The following is a 14,422-nucleotide window of genomic DNA, read 5'->3' on the forward strand; positions in this document are numbered from 1 at the left end:
GCCGCGGCGCGGGGTTATCGTACGGATCATGACGTCCTACGAACTCGCTCAGGTGAACATAGCCCGGCTGAAATTCCCCCTGGACTCCCCCGAGTTGAAGTACTTCGTCGACAACCTGGACCCGGTGAACGCGGTCGCCGAGGCGTCCGACGGCTTCGTCTGGCGGCTGAAGGACGAGACGGGCGACGCGACGGACATCCGGATCTTCGACGACGAGTGGATCGTGGTGAACATGTCCGTCTGGCGCGACAAGGACGCCCTGACGACCTTCATGTACCAGGGCACGCACCGCGAGCTGCTGGCTCGTCGCCACGAGTGGTTCGAGCGGGTGCGCGAGGCGATGTCCACCCTGTGGTGGATCCCCGCGGGCCACCGCCCCACGGTCGCGGAGGCGGAGAACCGCCTACGACTGCTGCGCACCGAGGGCCCGACGGAGCGCGCGTTCACGCTGAACAGGGCGTTCCCCGCGCCGGAGACCGCGCCTCGGGCGGACAGCGGGCGCTGACGACTCAGAAGGCGCCCGTGAGGTCGATGTCGACGGCGAACGGGCGGTCCAGCTTGAGCTGCTTGTGGTGGATGCCGGTGACGGCGTAGGTGCGCGTGGCGGGGTCGAGTTCGTAGACGTACACCACCGGGGCGTCGTTCACGTTCTCCACCCGCCAGAGGTGCGGGATGCCGGCGCGGGCGTACTTGAGGGGTTTGACCTCACGGTCGCGCTCTTCGGAGTCCGGGGAAGTGATCTCCACGGCCAGAAGCAGCACCTCAGGTTCGTACCAGGTCTGCCGTGAACTCTTCCGCTCGGCCCTCGGCACCACCATGAGATCGGGCTCCGGACGATTGCGCTTGTCCAGCCTGATCGACATCCCGGACGACGTAAAGTTCCTTCGAAGCACAGCTGATCAAGCCGTATTCCAGCAGTCGCAGGGTGGCCATGTGGAAATCGACCTGCGGACTCATGAAAACGAGACTCCCGTCGATCAGCTCCGTGTGCGGAGGAAGGTCCGGAAGCCGGTCGAGGTCGTCCGCCGTCCAGCCGTCGGCCGGCGGACGAGGCCGCTCGTACCTGTCGCCCTGCTCGCCCTGCCCGTGCTGCGCGTCGTCGCGTGCGGCGCTCATCGCTGCTCCCATGCCGCCGAGTCTGACCGTCCCCGTCAGCCTACCCAGCCCGGTTCACCCGTCATCGCCCGAACGAGCGAGCGACGATTCGCCCTTTGATGGCACGCGTAGGCAGCCACCCCCTCGCTTGCTAGACAGTCAGTCAACAAGTCGCGCACGGAGTCTTGACGCCCTTGCTGACGGGCAGTCTCATAAGGAGTGCCCGGGGTGACCCCGGGGACATTCCGTCGAGCGAGCCCCGAGGTGTGCGACGCCATGACGACGACCGGAACGAGCACCACGACCGACGCCACCGACGCGATCGGCGCCAGCGGCGTGCAGGGGCTCCGGGACGCGCTCGGGCCGTTGCGGGACCGTGAGCAGGTGGCGCTGCGGCTGCTCGAATCGTCCGCGAAGCACTCCTTCGACCCCGATCGGGAGCTCGACTGGGACTCCCCCTGGGAAGACGGCAAGTGGTTCTGGCCGCCGGAGTTGGTCTCCCTCTACGACACCCCGCTGTGGCGGCGGATGCCCGATGAGCAGCGGCAGGAGCTGGCCCGGCACGAGCTGGCCTCGCTCTGCTCGTTGGGGATCTGGTTCGAGGTCATCCTGATGCAACTGCTCGTGCGGCACGTGTACGACAAGCCCGTGACGAGCCAGCACGTGCGGTACGCGCTGACCGAGATCGCCGACGAGTGCCGGCACTCGATGATGTTCGCCCGGCTGATCGAGAAGACCGGGGCGCCCGCCTATCCGGTGCCGCGCTTCCACCACAACCTCGCCCGCGTGCTGAAGACGGTCTCGACGACGCCCGGATCCTTCGCCGCCACGCTCCTCGGCGAGGAGATCCTGGACTGGATGCAGCGGCTGGCCTTCCCCGACGAGCGGGTGCAGCCGCTGGTGCGCGGCGCCACCCGGATCCATGTGGTCGAGGAGGCGCGGCACGTCCGGTACGCGCGCGAGGAGCTGCGGCGGCAGATGGTGACCGCGCCGCGCTGGGAGCGCGAGCTGACCCGGCTGAGCTGCGGGGAGGCGGCGTGCGTCTTCTCCGTCTGCTTCATCAGCCCGAAGGTGTACGAGAGCGTGGGGCTCGACCGGCGCGAGGCGGTCGCCCAGGCGCGGGCCAGCGCACACCGGCGCGCGGTGATGCAGACCGGAGCGCGGCGGCTGACCGACTTCCTGGACGACGTGGGCGTGTTGCGGGGGCCCGGGCGCCGACTGTGGCGAAACTCAGGGCTGTTGGCGTGAGCATTCACACCCCGCCCGGGGGGCGTGCGCCGGCTACCCTGCGGGCATGACCAGTCCCGCGCCGGCAGCCCGCGCCTACCGGCGGCTCAGCGTAGAAGCACGTCGTGCACAACTCCTGACGGCCGCGCTCGCGCTCTTCGCCCATCTGCCGCCGGAGGACGTCTCCCTCGACGACGTCGCCGAGTCCGCCGGGGTCTCCCGGCCGCTGGTGTACCGGTACTTCCCCGGCGGCAAACAGCAGTTGTACGAGGTCGCCCTGCGCTCCGCGGCGGACGAGTTGGAGCAGTGCTTCGCCGAGCCGTCGCAGGGTCCGCCGACGCTGCGCCTGGGCCGGGTACTCGACCGCTACCTCGCGTTCGTCGACTCGCACGACGCCGGGTTCAGCGCGCTGCTGCGGGGCGGCAGCGTCGCGGAGACCTCCCGCACCACCGCGATCGTGGACGGGGTGCGGCGCGCCGCGGCCGAGCAGATCCTCGTCCACCTCGGGGCGGCGCGGCCGGGCCCGCGGCTTCGGATGATGGTGCGCACCTGGATCGCGGCCGTGGAGGCGGCGTCCCTGATCTGGCTGGACGAGGAGAAGCAGCCGGGCGCGGACGAGCTGCGGGACTGGCTCGTCGACCACCTGGTCGCGCTGCTGGCGGCGACCGCGGCGACGGACCCGGAGACCGCCGACGCGGCCCGGGCGCTGGTGGCGCAGGAGTCACCCGACGGACCGGTCGCCGAACTGGCCCGGCGTGTACAGCTCGTGGCGGGGACCGCCGCAGAACTGGGCTGAACCCGGTCGTAAGCGTCGAGGCCGAAGAACCCCGCCGGGTGCCCCGTTTCGCCCGGCCGTCGATTCGTCGTCCCGTCAGGAAGGTCGGGAGGGCTCGTCGGGGAAACCGGCGAGCAGCCGGTCGATCGTGCCGTGCAGGACCCACCGCCGCTGTTCCTCGGTGAGTTCGGCGAGCAGTACGCGTCCGAGCCCGACCCGCAGGTCGAGGAAGACGGCGTCGGAGCCGAACGCCACGCGCTCCGCGCCCACCTCGGCGACCAGCCGCACCAGGTGGCGGGCGGTCATCTTGGAGCCGCAGGTCTCCAGCACGATGTCGGAGCACTTGCCGGCGGCCCGCACCGCGGCGGCGTGGCCGGCGCCGGGCCACAGCCCGGAGTGGCCCATCAGCAGCGGGAGCCCCGGCCAGCGGGGGGCGACGAGGCCGAAGCGGGCGGGGTCGGAGAAGGCGGAGCCGTACTCGCTGTGGGCGAGGACGATCCGTCGGGCCTCCGCCGCGAGTGCGAACGCGGGGGCGTAGCCGGGGTCGTCGAGCGGCAGCCGGTGCACTTCGGGGTGGAGCTTGACGCCGATGACGCCGGGTACCTGGAGCAGGTCCCGCACCCGGTCGGGCGCTTCGGGGTCGTGCGGATGGTAGACGGCGTAGCCGAGGAGGCGGCCGGGGTGGGCGGCGAGGGCTTCGAGGAGGGCCGCGTTGCCGGCGCGGGCGTCGGGTCCGACGCCGAGCAGGTGCGACACGCAGGAGACGGCGACCCCGCACCGGTCCATGACGCGTACGAGCGAGTCGGCGGACCCGTCGGCGATGGCGAAGGCGGACCAACGGCCGAGGTGTCCGTGCGCGTCGACGATCCTCATCCGGCGCCCTCCAGCAGCCGTAGCGCGCTGCCGCCGGCGATCATCGCCCGGTCCGTCTCCGGCAGCTCCAGGTGGTCGAGTTGGTGGCGGGGCCCGGCGTCGTCGGTGACGGGGGCGCCGGTGCCGAAGAGGACCCGGTGCGCCCCGAAGCGTTCGGCGAACCACTCGACCTGGAGGTGTCCGAGGAGGGTGGAGGTGTCCACGTACACCTCGTCCTGGACGTCCATGAGATCGGCGAGGGCCCGGCCGCTGCGGTAGCCGGTGCCGGTGAGGACGAGGCGCAGCCCGGGCTCGGCCGCGGCCAGCTTGCGCACGTCGTCCCCGACGACGCCCTCCCAGCCGAGGAGGGCCACGGTGCCGGCGGCGGCCAGTTCGGCGGCGAGGGCGAGGGAGTGCCGGCCGGCCAGCGGCCAGCCGTGTTCGGCGGGGCAGAGCCGCACGAGGGAGCCGGCGCCGACGGGGCCCGTGCCCAGTGGCCCGGGTACGAGGGTCGGCACCGGTCGCAGCCGGCGGTCCGGCGGCGGCAGCGCCGAGTTGCCGTCGCGCGGGTCCCCGTAAACCGCGTGCGTGTGCACCACGTACGCGGTGTCGATGCGCAGCCGGTCGAGTTCGCGCAGCAGCCCGGGCGGGTTCGCGCTGGGGACGGTGTCGAAGGGCAGGGGCCCGAGCATGCGGTTGACGTCCACGACGGGCGCGCTGGCAGTGGCGGCGGGGGCGGCGGCAGTGGCGGGGAAGACCGCTGGGGAGTTCGCCGGCGTGGGCACGATCATTCCCCAGTAGGTGTCCACCCCGCGCGGTTCCGAAACCAGGATGGCGTACGGGACGAGGGAGCGGGCCGGGCCGCCCTGTGACGAGGGTGGTGCACCGGGACGGATGGGACAGACTGGAGGGGTGAGAAGCGAGCGAACCATCTTCGTCGGCGGCCCCCTGGACGGGCAGGTGCTGTCGGTGTTGGTCGGCCCCACGGGACACCCGCCGAAGTGGTACGAGGTCCCGGTGCCGAACGACGACGGCACCCCGCCCACCGTGCACGCCTACCGCCGCGAGCCCGCGGGCCACACCAAGCGGCTCGGCCTCCAGCGGGGCTGGAAGTACGCGTACGCCCCCGAGGGCCGGGAGCGCCGCGAGCTGAAGTGGCCCTGGTCGAAGCCGCGGGGGCACGCCGACACGCCGTAGCCGGCGCGGACGCCGCCGCAACGAGTGAACCCGTACCGCCGATGCGGCCACCCGGGATGCGGGCCGGCGGGGGCGCACTCACCATCCGGGCAGTGGGCGGGACGCACCGCCCCCGGCCGGAGGTGATGACGTGTCAGGAAAGGTGCTCCGCGCGGTGTGCACGGCCGCGCTCGCCGCGACGACGACGCTGGTCGCCGTCCCCGCGGCACCACCCGCGGCGGCCGGGGGGCAACTCGCGGCACGGCCGGCCACCCCCGTCGACCCCGCCCTCGCCGATTCCGTACCCGAGGAGTCCACGGACCTCGTCGAAGCCGCCGAGCCCGCCGAAGCCGCGGCGGACGCCACGGCCGCCGGCCCCCCGGCATCCGTCCCCGATCTGCTGGCCCGGCTCCAGGTCCTCTACCGCGACTCCGAGACCGCGGCCCGGGCCCACGCCGAGGCCGAGACCCAGCTCACCGAGCAGCGGGCCGAGACCGCCCGGCTCGGCCGCGAGCTGACCGCCGCCCGGGCCGCCCTCGCGGACGGCGTCGGCGACGCCGGCCGGCTGGCCCGCGAGCAGTACCAGGGCCACTCGGAGCTGTCCGCGTACGTACGACTGCTGCTCGCCCCCAATCCGCAGACCGCCCTGGACGAGGGGCACCTCATGCGACGGGCCGCGGCGAACCGACGCGCCACCGTCGACCAGCTCACCGCCCGTACGCAGCACGCCGAAGAGCTGGCCGCCGCATCGCGCAAGGCGCTCGATCGGGAACGGGCCCTCGTGGCGCGCCAGAAGCAGGCCCGGGACGCGGCCGACGAACGCCTCGCCGCCATCGAACGCACGCTCGCCGCGCTCACCCCGGAGCAGATCGCCGGCATCACCTCTCCCGAGGCCCGGAGCAGCCTGGGAGCGTCCGGCGCCCTCGGCCAAGCCGCGGCTCTCGGCCAAGCCGCGGCTCTCGACCCGGCCCCGGCCGCGGACCCGGCCCCCGGCGCGCAACAGCAGGGCAACCCCACCGCCGCGGGCGAGCGCGCCGTCCGCTTCGCTGTGGAACAGATCGGCAAACCGTACGTCTGGGGCGCCGAGGGCCCCTCCTCGTACGACTGCTCCGGCCTGACGTCCCAGGCGTGGGCCGCGGCCGGCCGGCAGATCCCCCGCACCAGTCAGGACCAGTGGCACACCCTGCCGAGGATCCCCGTCGGGGAGCTGCGCCCGGGCGACCTGGTGCTGTACTTCGCCGACGCCACGCACGTCGGCGTCTATCTGGGCGACGGCAAGGTGGTGCACGCGCCGCGCCCCGGAGCCACCGTCAAGGTGTCCCCGCTGACGGCCAATCCGCTGCTGGGCGCGGTCCGGCCGGACCCGGAGGGGCAGCCGCTGGCCGCCTACGCCCCGCCGCGGCTGCCCGAGTCGGCCACGGCGGGGTCCGACGCCGGATACGACGGCGACTAACCGGCCCATCAGTCGGTCAGCCGGCCGGCGACACCGATGCCAGGTACGCCCCGGCCTTGTCCGGCTCGAAGAAGAAGTTCTCGAAGTCGGCGGGGTCGTTGAAGCCGTTGGCGATCCGGTCGGCGACCGGCTGGAGCTGACCGGCGGCGCCGATCAGGTTCAGCACGTGCTCCGGCGGCGGCGCGAGCATCGCGTTCGTCCACTTGGTGACGTGCTGGGCGGTGTTCCAGTACCGCTCGAAGGCGCTCCGCATCCACGCCTCGTCGAACGGCCGGTCGCCGTGCTCGACGATCGAGGCGAGGTAGCTGGCGGCGCACTTGGACGCCGAGTTCGAGCCCTGGCCCGTGATGGGGTCGTTGGCCACCACGACGTCCGCGACGCCGAGGACCACCCCGCCACCGGGCAGCCGACCCACCGGGTTGCGCACCGTGGGGGCGTAACGGCCGGCGAGGGTGCCGCCGCCGTCGGTCAGCTCGACCTTGGTGGCGCGGGCGTACTCCCACGGGGTGAACCGTTCCATCAACTCCAGCGTCAGCGAAAGGTGCTCGGCCGGGTCCTTGACGCCCTGGAAGACGTCGAGCGGCCCGCCCGGGATCCCCTCCCAGAAGAGGATGTCGGCACGGCCGGAGAGGGTGAGCGTCGGCATCACGAACAGCTCGCCGACCCCGGGCACCAGGTTGCAGCGCACCGCGTCGTAGTCCGGGTGCTCGGGACGCACGCCGAGTCCGTGGACGTAGGCGACGGCCAGGGCGCGCTGCGGGCTGTCGTACGGGGAGCGCGAGGCGTCCCGGCCGAACATCGACACCAGCTCGCCCTTGCCGGCCGAGACCAGCACCAGGTCGTACGTCCGGGCGAAGAAGTCCAGGTCGGAAACGGCGGCGCCGTGGATGACGAGCTGTCCGCCGCGCTGGGCGAAGGTCTCCATCCAGCCGGCCATCTTCACCCGCTGGTCGACGGACTGGGCGATGCCGTCGAGCTTGCCGACCCAGTCGATCAGCCGGCCGCGTGGACCGCCGGGTTCGTCCTCCGGCTCCGGGCCGGCCACGGAGACGCCGAGCCCCTGGATCCTGGGCGCCTGCGACTCCCAGAAGTTGACGTCCAGGTCGCGCTCGTGCTGGAGCGCGGTGTGGAACATGCACTGGGTGGACATGACCCGGCCGGACCGGATCTCGTCGGCCGTGCGGTTGGACATCAGGGTGACCTCGTAGCCCTGGGACTGGAGGCCGAGGGCGAGCTGGAGGCCGGACTGACCTGCTCCGACTATGAGTATCTTCCGCATCCGGAAAGTCTCTTCTCTGCGTTCATTCGGGAGTTTCTTCGAGTGCGTGCGCAACCAGGGACAACAGTGACTCGATCACCGTGAACCGCTTGCGCGCATCCATGATCACAATCGGTACGTGCGGCGGTATGGTCAAGGCCTCCCGCACGTCCTCGATCTCGAAGAGCTCCGAGCCCTCGAAGTGGTTGACGGACACGATGTAGGGCAGCCCGCTGCTCTCGAAGTAGTCGAGCGCGGGGAAGCAGTCGGAGAGCCGTCGGGTGTCGGCGAGCACTATGGCGCCCACCGCGCCGCGCACCAGGTCGTCCCACATGAACCAGAACCGCTGCTGGCCCGGCGTGCCGAAGACGTACATCACCAGGTCGGCGTCGAGCGTGATCCGGCCGAAGTCCATGGCGACGGTGGTCGTCAGCTTCTCGGGCGTCGCGGAGAGGTCGTCGGTCGCCTCGCTCGCCTCGGTCATCATCGCCTCGGTCTGCAGCGGGGTGATCTCCGAGACCGAGTGGACGAAGGTGGTCTTGCCCACGCCGAAGCCGCCCGCGACGACGACCTTCGCGACGGTGGGGGCCCGGCTGTGGTCCAACTGCCAGGACTGGAGCCCCTCCTCGGCCGCCGCGACGGGGTCGAAGGGGGTGCCGGGCTCGGGCACGAGGATCCGTCCGGACTGGTGTTCCGCGTCCGCGTGGCCGGCACCGGGGCCGGAGCCGAACAGCGTGTCAGAGGCGGCGGAGTCCACTCAGCACCCTTTCGAGCAGTGCGCGTTCCGGGCGTCCCGGGCCGTGCCCGGTGCCGTATACACGGATCTTTCCCTGGTCGGCCAGGTCGCTCAGCAGCACCCTGACGACGCCCAGCGGCATCTTGAGGATCGCCGAGATCTCGGCGACCGTGCGCATGCGTCGGCACAGCTCGACGATGGCCTGGAGCTCGGGCATCACCTTGGACGACAGGTCCCCCTGCGGGAGTTGTCTGCGGTCCGCGGGCGGTTCGAGCGCGGCGACGAACGTCTCGACGAGCAGGACGTGGCCGAAGCGGGTGCGTCCGCCGGTGAGGGAGTACGGGCGCACCCGGGCGGGGCGGCGGTTCTCGCCGCGCACCGGCAGCCCCGTGGGCGTCGCGGCCGACGGGCCGGCGGAGGAGGCCGCGGCGGTCATCGGCCGACCTCCAGGGACTGCCGCAGCTCGCTGCGGAGCTCGGGGGTGAGCACGTGTCCGGCCCGGCCCACGAACAGGCCCATGTGGTACGCGACCACGGACATGTCGCAGTCGGCCTCGGCGTGCACCCCGAGGAGCGAGCCGTCGCTGATCGCCATGATGAACACGCAGGCGCCCTCCATGGCCACCATCGTCTGTTTGACGCCGCCGCCGTCCATCAGCTTGGCGGCGCCGACGGTGAGGCTGCCGATGCCGGACACGATGGTGGCGAGGTCGGCGCTCGATCCGCGCGGACCCTCTCCGTTGGGCGAGTCACCAGGTGTGACGTGCTGCGCGGGGTCGGAGGAGAGCAGCAGCAGTCCGTCGGACGAGACGACGGCGACGGAGCGCAGTCCGGGCACCTCCTCCACCAGATTGCTCAGCAGCCAGTGCAGATTGCGGGCCTCGCTGCTCAGGCCGAACGTCCCGGTCGCAGTCAACTGCGTGCCTCCTCGACTGTGTCCCCCGCCTCTTCTGGTGCCGTTGTACGGGCGATCTCGGCCCGCGCCTCACGTCGGCCGTCCTCGGCGGCCCTTTGGAAGCCCCCGAGTTTACGGCGCAGGGCGTCGGCGTCCAGGCCGCCGCCCTTGCGTCCCGCGGTCGGTTCCGCGGGCTTGACGACCCGGGGCGTGCGCTTGGGCAGGCCCTTGTCGGTGACGCGGACCCCCACGGGTGCGGCGGGTCGGGCCGAGCCGGTCGGAGCGTCCCGGCCGGCTGCGGCCACGGGCTCCGTCGGCCGTGCGGTGTCCCCACTCCGCGCGGCACCGGTCTCGTCGACCGCCGTGTACTCCTCGTTGCGTACGTGCTGGTCGTGCGGTACGTGCTGGTGGTGTCCCCGGTCGGGGCGCACCGAAGTCCGGTGGTCGTCGGACGCGGCTGCGGGCAGGCTCGGGAGCCGCATCTCGAAGGTGGGCTCGTCGATCGCGCCGGCGGCGTCGCCGCCGTCGGCCACCCGGCCGTGCACTTCGGGCTCGGCCGCGCGGACGGCGGCTTCGGCCGCCTCCACCAGCGGGTCGGTGCCCTGGGCGATCGGCACGGCCGTGCGCGCGGTGGTCGGCAGCGCGTTGGAGTTCGCTTCGGCGACCGAGCCGGGCAGTTGGACGGCGGGCATGGTGCCCGAGTCGGTGAGCGCGTTGCGGGCCTCGGCCGGCGGCTCCTTGGGCAGCAGCGGCTGCGGCAGGACGATGACCGCGGTGAGTCCGCCGTGCTTGCCGTCGCGCAGTTGGACCCGTACGCCGTGCCGGGCGGCGAGCAGCGCGGTGACGCGCAGCCCGAGCCCCTCGGCGTCGGTGGACGACTTGCCCGACCTGGTGCGCGCGGACTGGCCCGAGCCGGCCTTCCCCGACTGCTGGGGGCGGCCCTTGGCCTTGCCCTTCCCCTTGCCCCGCCCCTTGTGCCAGGTCTCGAAGCCGGCCGGGTCCTCCAACTTGCCGTTGAGTTCGACGAGTCGGGCGGCGGACATCCCGATGCCGCTGTCCTGGACGGAGAGCATGACCTCGCCGTTCTCCAGGAGCCAGCCGGAGAGTTCGACCTGGGCGTCCGGCGGGGAGAACGAGGTGGCGTTCTCCAGCAGTTCGGCGATGAGGTGGCTGAGGTCGTCCGCGGCGAAGCCGGCGACCTGTGCGTGCGGCGGCAGGGACTGGATGACGACCCGTTCGTACCGCTCGATCTCGGAGACGGCGGCGCGCAGCACGTCGACGAGCGGCACGGCGCCGGGGTGGCCGTGGCTGTGTTCGGCACCGGCGAGGACCAGCAGGTTCTCGCTGTGCCGGCGCATCACGGTGGCCATGTGGTCGAGCTTGAAGAGGGTGGCCAGCCGCTCCGGGTCCTGCTCGCGCTCCTCCAGCTTCTCGATCACGGAGAGCTGGCGCTCGACGAGTCCGAGGGTGCGCAGGGAGAGGTTGACGAAGGTGTGGTCGACGCTGTGGCGCAGCCGTTCGACCTCGCTGGTCAGCTCGTCGACCGTGCGGCGGGACTCAGCGCGCTCGGCGGCGAGTTCCGCGGCGAGGCGCGCGGCGTCGGCGGACGCCTTGGAGTCGTTGCCGGCGCCAGTGGCGGTGCCGGTGGCTATGTCGGTGGCGCGGTCCGCGGCGGGGGCGCGGCGGGATTCGTCCAGCGTCTCGGCCCGGGCGGCGAGCTCCCGCACCCTGCCGTGCAGGGTGTTGAGGGACCGTACGACCTGGGCGAACTCGTCGTTGCGGCCGGTGAAGGTGACGGGCTCCTCCAGCTCGGGCGAGCCGGCGACGCGGGCCGCGCCGAGCCGCAGCACGGCCAGCGGGCGGGTGATCGTCCGCAGCAGGGCGGCGAGCACGGCGATGGAGAGCAGCAGCAGGGCGCCGAGGATCGCGACGCGCACCTCCAGCGCGGTGACGTCGTCGTCGCGGAGCTGTTCGAGGCTGGTGATGCGCTGGGTGGCGAGGGCGGACTCCACGCCGCGCATCTGCTCGATGCGGGCGGTGAGCGCGGCGGCGAGCTCGACGTGGTCCGTCTCCAGCTCGCTGTCGGACAGCTCGGGGCGGTCGGTGAGCCGGGCCAGGAACTCCTCGGCCGCCTTCACCTCGGCGCCGGTGACGGTGGCCGCGAGGGAGTCCCGGGCGGCCTTGTTCGCGGCCTGGTCGAAGTCGGCGAGGGCGGCCTCCGCGCGCACCTGGGCCTGCTGGGCGGCGGCGCTGAGGGCGTCGCGGGCGCCGGCGGCGGCCTTCTGGTCGTCGCTCTCCCGCTGCACGGTGCGGCCCGTGTAGGGGTCGTACTCCTTCTCCGGCTTCCCGCCGGGCACCGCGAGGGCGGCGAGCAGCAGGCCGCGGGTGGCGGACGCCTGCTCGACGGCCTGGCCGAGGGAGGCGGGGGCACGGGTGCCGTGGGCGGCGCGCGGCGGGGTCTTCTCGGCGAGTTCGTCGGAGAGGGCGTTCAGGCTGCCGATGATGTCGGTGTACGCCTGGTGCGCCTCCATCGCCGAGCCCTTGCCGGTGAGCGCGGTGCGGCGCAGGGACGGCACGGTGGACAGCTCGCGGCGCAGCGCGGCCCGCTCGGTGGGGATGGAGCCGCGGATCTCCTCTATCTGCCGGTCGACGCGGGCGCTGCGGGTGGCGGTGACCTTGCGCTGGTCGGCCTCGTCGCCCTGCTGGTCGTCGCGGCCCGCGGAGATGTACGCGGTGATCTCGTCGCGCTCGTCGGCGAGGGAGTGGGCGAGGGTGACGGCCTGTCGGTTGAGTTCGGCGAGCGTCACCAGGCGCTGGGACTCGTGGAGGTCGGCGGAGGAGTCCATGATGCCGGGGGCGCCCGCGCCGGCGACGACGAGGGCGACGACGCCGACCCCGATGACCAGCCTGCTGCGGAGCCGCTTGGCCCGGCCGCGTCCGACGGGTACCACGGGTACCGGGGGGTGGTGAACGGGGAACGTCTCAGGGGCCGGTGGGGCGGCCGTAGGGGCCCCTGAAGGCCGCTTCTTCTGCACCGGTGCTCGCAATCCTGCTTGACTCGTCCAGCCGTGAACCATGAAGCAGAGATGACGGCCGGTCACACGCGGGACCCCACCCCTGGCACGCGTTCAGACGATTCCAGCGCTTTTGGGTAGGAGGCGCGCATCGGCCGCTCCGCCACCTGAACGAGTGAACATCACCGGGGAGTTGGCGAACAACTTCTCTGCGTTGCCGGAATGAGAGATTCCGCGAGGCTGACTGGATCTTCCGGCCCGGCTTTGGCAGGATGCGCGCCCGCATATGCCACCGGGGGTGTCACCACCCGGCCGGACCCGCGCTGACCTGGCCGTACGGAGGATTCCGCCGGGTGTGGGGGTAACGTGAACGTGTCATGCAGACTGTGCGCCATGCGCATTGAACTCGCCACGTCGCCCGGATCCGTCGAACGGCCCAACGAAGACTGGGTGTCAGCGGCCCTGCCCGCTTCGGGCCAGGGCGGATCCCTCGTGGCGCTCGACGGGGTGACCCCTCCGGCGGGTGACGACGGCTGCGTGCACGGGGTCCCCTGGTTCACCGCGCGTCTCGGCGGTGCGCTGCTCGAACTCTCCTCGACGCGCCGTGACCTGCCCCTGACCGAAATCCTCTCCGCGGCAATCCGCCGCACCGCGAATTCCCATCGGCAAACCTGTGACCTTTCTCACGTTCGTACGCCACAGGCGACGGTGGTCCTCGCGCGCTGGGGCGGGCCGCTGGAGGACGTGGAGCATCTGGTGCTCTCGGACTCCGCCCTGCTCGTAGAGGCGCCCTCCGGCGAGGTCCGGGCGGTCCTGGACGACCGGCTCGACCGACTGCCCCGCGAGGCGCTGCGCACCCACGCGTCGGCGGACGCGCTGCGCAACGCCGAGGGCGGCTTCTTCACCGCGGCGGCGGACCCTTCCGTGGCCGAGCGGGCGGTGACCGGCCGCACCCCGCGCACCGAGGTCCGCTCGCTCACCGCGCTCACGGACGGCGCATCGCGCTGGGTCGACATGTTCGAGGAGGGCGACTGGGCCGAGTGCGTCGCCCTGGTGCGCCGGGAGGGGCCGCAGGGGCTGATCGACCGGGTGCGCGCCGTCGAGACGGCGACGAAGGAGCGCACCGCGGTGATCCGCTGGAAGCTGCACGACGACGCGGCGGTGGTCTTCGCGGAGCTGTAGCCGTTGCGGGGGCGCCGCTCCGGCCCTGACGGCCGGCGGCGCCCCGGCCGGTGGCGGCGCGTCAGTCCCCCGCCCGGTCGTTGAGCTGTCGCAGCAGCCGCGCCAGTTCCGCGATCTCGCCGCGGTCCCAGCTGGCGAGCTTGCGGACGTACCGCTCGCGGCGCGCGTCCCTCACTCGGCGGAACCGCTCCAGACCTTCTTCGGTGAGCCGTACGAGTGACGCACGCCCGTCCGCCGGATCTGGCTCGCGGACGACCACTCCGACGTCCTCCAGCGCCCGCAGTTGGCGGCTCATTGTGGCCTTGCCGACGCCGAAGTACGCCGCGAGGTCGGTGGCCCGCTGGGCACCGGCGTCCTCCAGTCGCACGAGCAACCCGTAGGCGGAGGACTCCAGTCCGGGGTGGACCTCGCGGGCCATCTCCCCCGACTGCGACCGTGCACGGCGTAGGAAAACGGCCAACTCCCGCTCCAGGGCCAGGAACACCTGGTCCACACCACTCACACCGTTGGGGTTGGCTTCACTCCCCGTACCGCTTTCGTGCACGTCAGAACCCCTCATAGGCTTTCCGGTTCCTGAAAGTTTTCGTCATTGACCGCCGTCTTTGCAGTTCGGTCAGTATTTCGCAGGCGTAGACCAACGGCACCCTTCTCGACCCCTTCCGGACACCCTTCTACGTGCGTAGCGTCAGGTATGGCATGTCCACACCATGTTGGTCCATCGCGGTCATGCCGACGCTCCGTCCGATCCCCCCACCGAGTG

At 72.3% G+C, this 14,422-nt stretch carries 14 protein-coding genes and 1 pseudogene; 6 read left to right on the plus strand and 9 right to left on the minus strand.

Annotated features, from left to right (window positions below; genetic code table 11):
- The first annotated feature begins 28 nt into the window (after window positions 1-28).
- Window positions 29-505, plus strand: a complete 477-nt coding sequence (locus ABZ842_RS00580) for a DUF3291 domain-containing protein (RefSeq protein WP_361529229.1) — start codon at window positions 29-31, stop codon at window positions 503-505.
- Window positions 506-509: 4 nt separating this feature from the next.
- On the opposite strand, the pseudogene ABZ842_RS00585 reads toward ABZ842_RS00580, so the two are convergent.
- Window positions 510-1,116, minus strand: a pseudogene (locus ABZ842_RS00585) (Uma2 family endonuclease).
- A gap of 255 nt (window positions 1,117-1,371) precedes the next feature.
- Here ABZ842_RS00585 and ABZ842_RS00590 point away from each other — a divergent pair.
- Both ABZ842_RS00590 and ABZ842_RS00595 read left to right on the plus strand, forming a co-directional pair.
- A complete protein-coding gene (locus ABZ842_RS00590) occupies window positions 1,372-2,343 on the plus strand; it encodes a diiron oxygenase (protein ID WP_361529232.1) in 972 nt (323 codons plus the stop codon).
- A gap of 46 nt (window positions 2,344-2,389) precedes the next feature.
- Window positions 2,390-3,118, plus strand: coding sequence for a TetR/AcrR family transcriptional regulator (locus tag ABZ842_RS00595; RefSeq protein ID WP_361529235.1), 729 nt, complete (start codon window positions 2,390-2,392; stop codon window positions 3,116-3,118).
- 75 nt (window positions 3,119-3,193) lie between these two features.
- Here the strand turns inward: ABZ842_RS00595 and ABZ842_RS00600 are convergent, their stop codons facing one another.
- Window positions 3,194-3,970, minus strand: a complete 777-nt coding sequence (locus ABZ842_RS00600; RefSeq protein ID WP_361529238.1) for an amidohydrolase family protein — start codon at window positions 3,968-3,970, stop codon at window positions 3,194-3,196.
- Complete coding sequence (locus ABZ842_RS00605; RefSeq protein WP_361529241.1) at window positions 3,967-4,734, minus strand: amidohydrolase family protein; 768 nt, start codon at window positions 4,732-4,734, stop codon at window positions 3,967-3,969. Before ABZ842_RS00605 ends, ABZ842_RS00600 begins: the two co-directional genes overlap by 4 nt.
- Before the next feature lie 127 nt (window positions 4,735-4,861).
- Here ABZ842_RS00605 and ABZ842_RS00610 point away from each other — a divergent pair, with 127 nt between their 5' ends.
- Together ABZ842_RS00610 and ABZ842_RS00615 are read left to right on the plus strand one after the other, a co-directional pair.
- The gene (locus tag ABZ842_RS00610) at window positions 4,862-5,146 is read left to right on the plus strand and encodes a hypothetical protein (protein WP_361529244.1); all 285 of its coding nucleotides are present in this window, start codon (window positions 4,862-4,864) and stop codon (window positions 5,144-5,146) included.
- 130 nt (window positions 5,147-5,276) lie between these two features.
- Window positions 5,277-6,578, plus strand: a complete 1,302-nt coding sequence (locus tag ABZ842_RS00615) for a C40 family peptidase (protein ID WP_361529247.1) — start codon at window positions 5,277-5,279, stop codon at window positions 6,576-6,578.
- A 16-nt stretch (window positions 6,579-6,594) separates the two neighbouring features.
- Here the strand turns inward: ABZ842_RS00615 and ABZ842_RS00620 are convergent, their stop codons facing one another.
- The 5 genes from ABZ842_RS00620 to ABZ842_RS00640 form a co-directional block, all read right to left on the minus strand.
- Complete coding sequence (locus tag ABZ842_RS00620) at window positions 6,595-7,857, minus strand: styrene monooxygenase/indole monooxygenase family protein (protein ID WP_361529250.1); 1,263 nt, start codon at window positions 7,855-7,857, stop codon at window positions 6,595-6,597.
- A gap of 22 nt (window positions 7,858-7,879) precedes the next feature.
- Window positions 7,880-8,512, minus strand: a complete 633-nt coding sequence (locus ABZ842_RS00625) for an ATP/GTP-binding protein (protein WP_361529951.1) — start codon at window positions 8,510-8,512, stop codon at window positions 7,880-7,882.
- Between the two features lie 61 nt (window positions 8,513-8,573).
- Window positions 8,574-9,008, minus strand: a complete 435-nt coding sequence (locus ABZ842_RS00630) for a DUF742 domain-containing protein (RefSeq protein ID WP_361529253.1) — start codon at window positions 9,006-9,008, stop codon at window positions 8,574-8,576.
- Window positions 9,005-9,487, minus strand: a complete 483-nt coding sequence (locus ABZ842_RS00635; RefSeq protein ID WP_361529256.1) for a roadblock/LC7 domain-containing protein — start codon at window positions 9,485-9,487, stop codon at window positions 9,005-9,007. Before ABZ842_RS00635 ends, ABZ842_RS00630 begins: the two co-directional genes overlap by 4 nt.
- Window positions 9,484-12,543, minus strand: a complete 3,060-nt coding sequence (locus ABZ842_RS00640) for a nitrate- and nitrite sensing domain-containing protein (RefSeq protein WP_361529954.1) — start codon at window positions 12,541-12,543, stop codon at window positions 9,484-9,486. Before ABZ842_RS00640 ends, ABZ842_RS00635 begins: the two co-directional genes overlap by 4 nt.
- A gap of 330 nt (window positions 12,544-12,873) precedes the next feature.
- Here ABZ842_RS00640 and ABZ842_RS00645 point away from each other — a divergent pair, with 330 nt between their 5' ends.
- Complete coding sequence (locus ABZ842_RS00645) at window positions 12,874-13,662, plus strand: hypothetical protein (protein WP_361529259.1); 789 nt, start codon at window positions 12,874-12,876, stop codon at window positions 13,660-13,662.
- A 61-nt stretch (window positions 13,663-13,723) separates the two neighbouring features.
- Here the strand turns inward: ABZ842_RS00645 and ABZ842_RS00650 are convergent, their stop codons facing one another.
- Window positions 13,724-14,221: a MarR family transcriptional regulator gene (locus ABZ842_RS00650; RefSeq protein ID WP_361529262.1), complete on the minus strand. Its 498-nt coding sequence runs from the start codon at window positions 14,219-14,221 to the stop codon at window positions 13,724-13,726.
- Window positions 14,222-14,422: the final 201 nt, after the last annotated feature.

The sequence above is a fragment of the Streptomyces sp. NPDC047315 genome (assembly GCF_040643215.1).
In the GTDB taxonomy this organism is placed as follows: Bacteria; Actinomycetota; Actinomycetes; order Streptomycetales; family Streptomycetaceae; genus Streptomyces.

Excerpts from the sequence above, each read along its gene's own strand:
- ABZ842_RS00580 (WP_361529229.1), top strand. The coding sequence starts at position 29 with ATGACGTCCTACGAACTCGCTCAGGTGAACATAGCCCGGCTGAAATTC.
- ABZ842_RS00590 (WP_361529232.1), top strand. The coding sequence starts at position 1,372 with ATGACGACGACCGGAACGAGCACCACGACCGACGCCACCGACGCGATC.
- ABZ842_RS00595 (WP_361529235.1), top strand. The coding sequence starts at position 2,390 with ATGACCAGTCCCGCGCCGGCAGCCCGCGCCTACCGGCGGCTCAGCGTA.
- ABZ842_RS00600 (WP_361529238.1), bottom strand. The coding sequence starts at position 3,970 with ATGAGGATCGTCGACGCGCACGGACACCTCGGCCGTTGGTCCGCCTTC.
- ABZ842_RS00620 (WP_361529250.1), bottom strand. The coding sequence starts at position 7,857 with ATGCGGAAGATACTCATAGTCGGAGCAGGTCAGTCCGGCCTCCAGCTC.
- ABZ842_RS00630 (WP_361529253.1), bottom strand. The coding sequence starts at position 9,008 with ATGACCGCCGCGGCCTCCTCCGCCGGCCCGTCGGCCGCGACGCCCACG.
- ABZ842_RS00640 (WP_361529954.1), bottom strand. The coding sequence starts at position 12,543 with ATGGTTCACGGCTGGACGAGTCAAGCAGGATTGCGAGCACCGGTGCAG.
- ABZ842_RS00645 (WP_361529259.1), top strand. The coding sequence starts at position 12,874 with ATGCGCATTGAACTCGCCACGTCGCCCGGATCCGTCGAACGGCCCAAC.
- ABZ842_RS00650 (WP_361529262.1), bottom strand. The coding sequence starts at position 14,221 with ATGAGGGGTTCTGACGTGCACGAAAGCGGTACGGGGAGTGAAGCCAAC.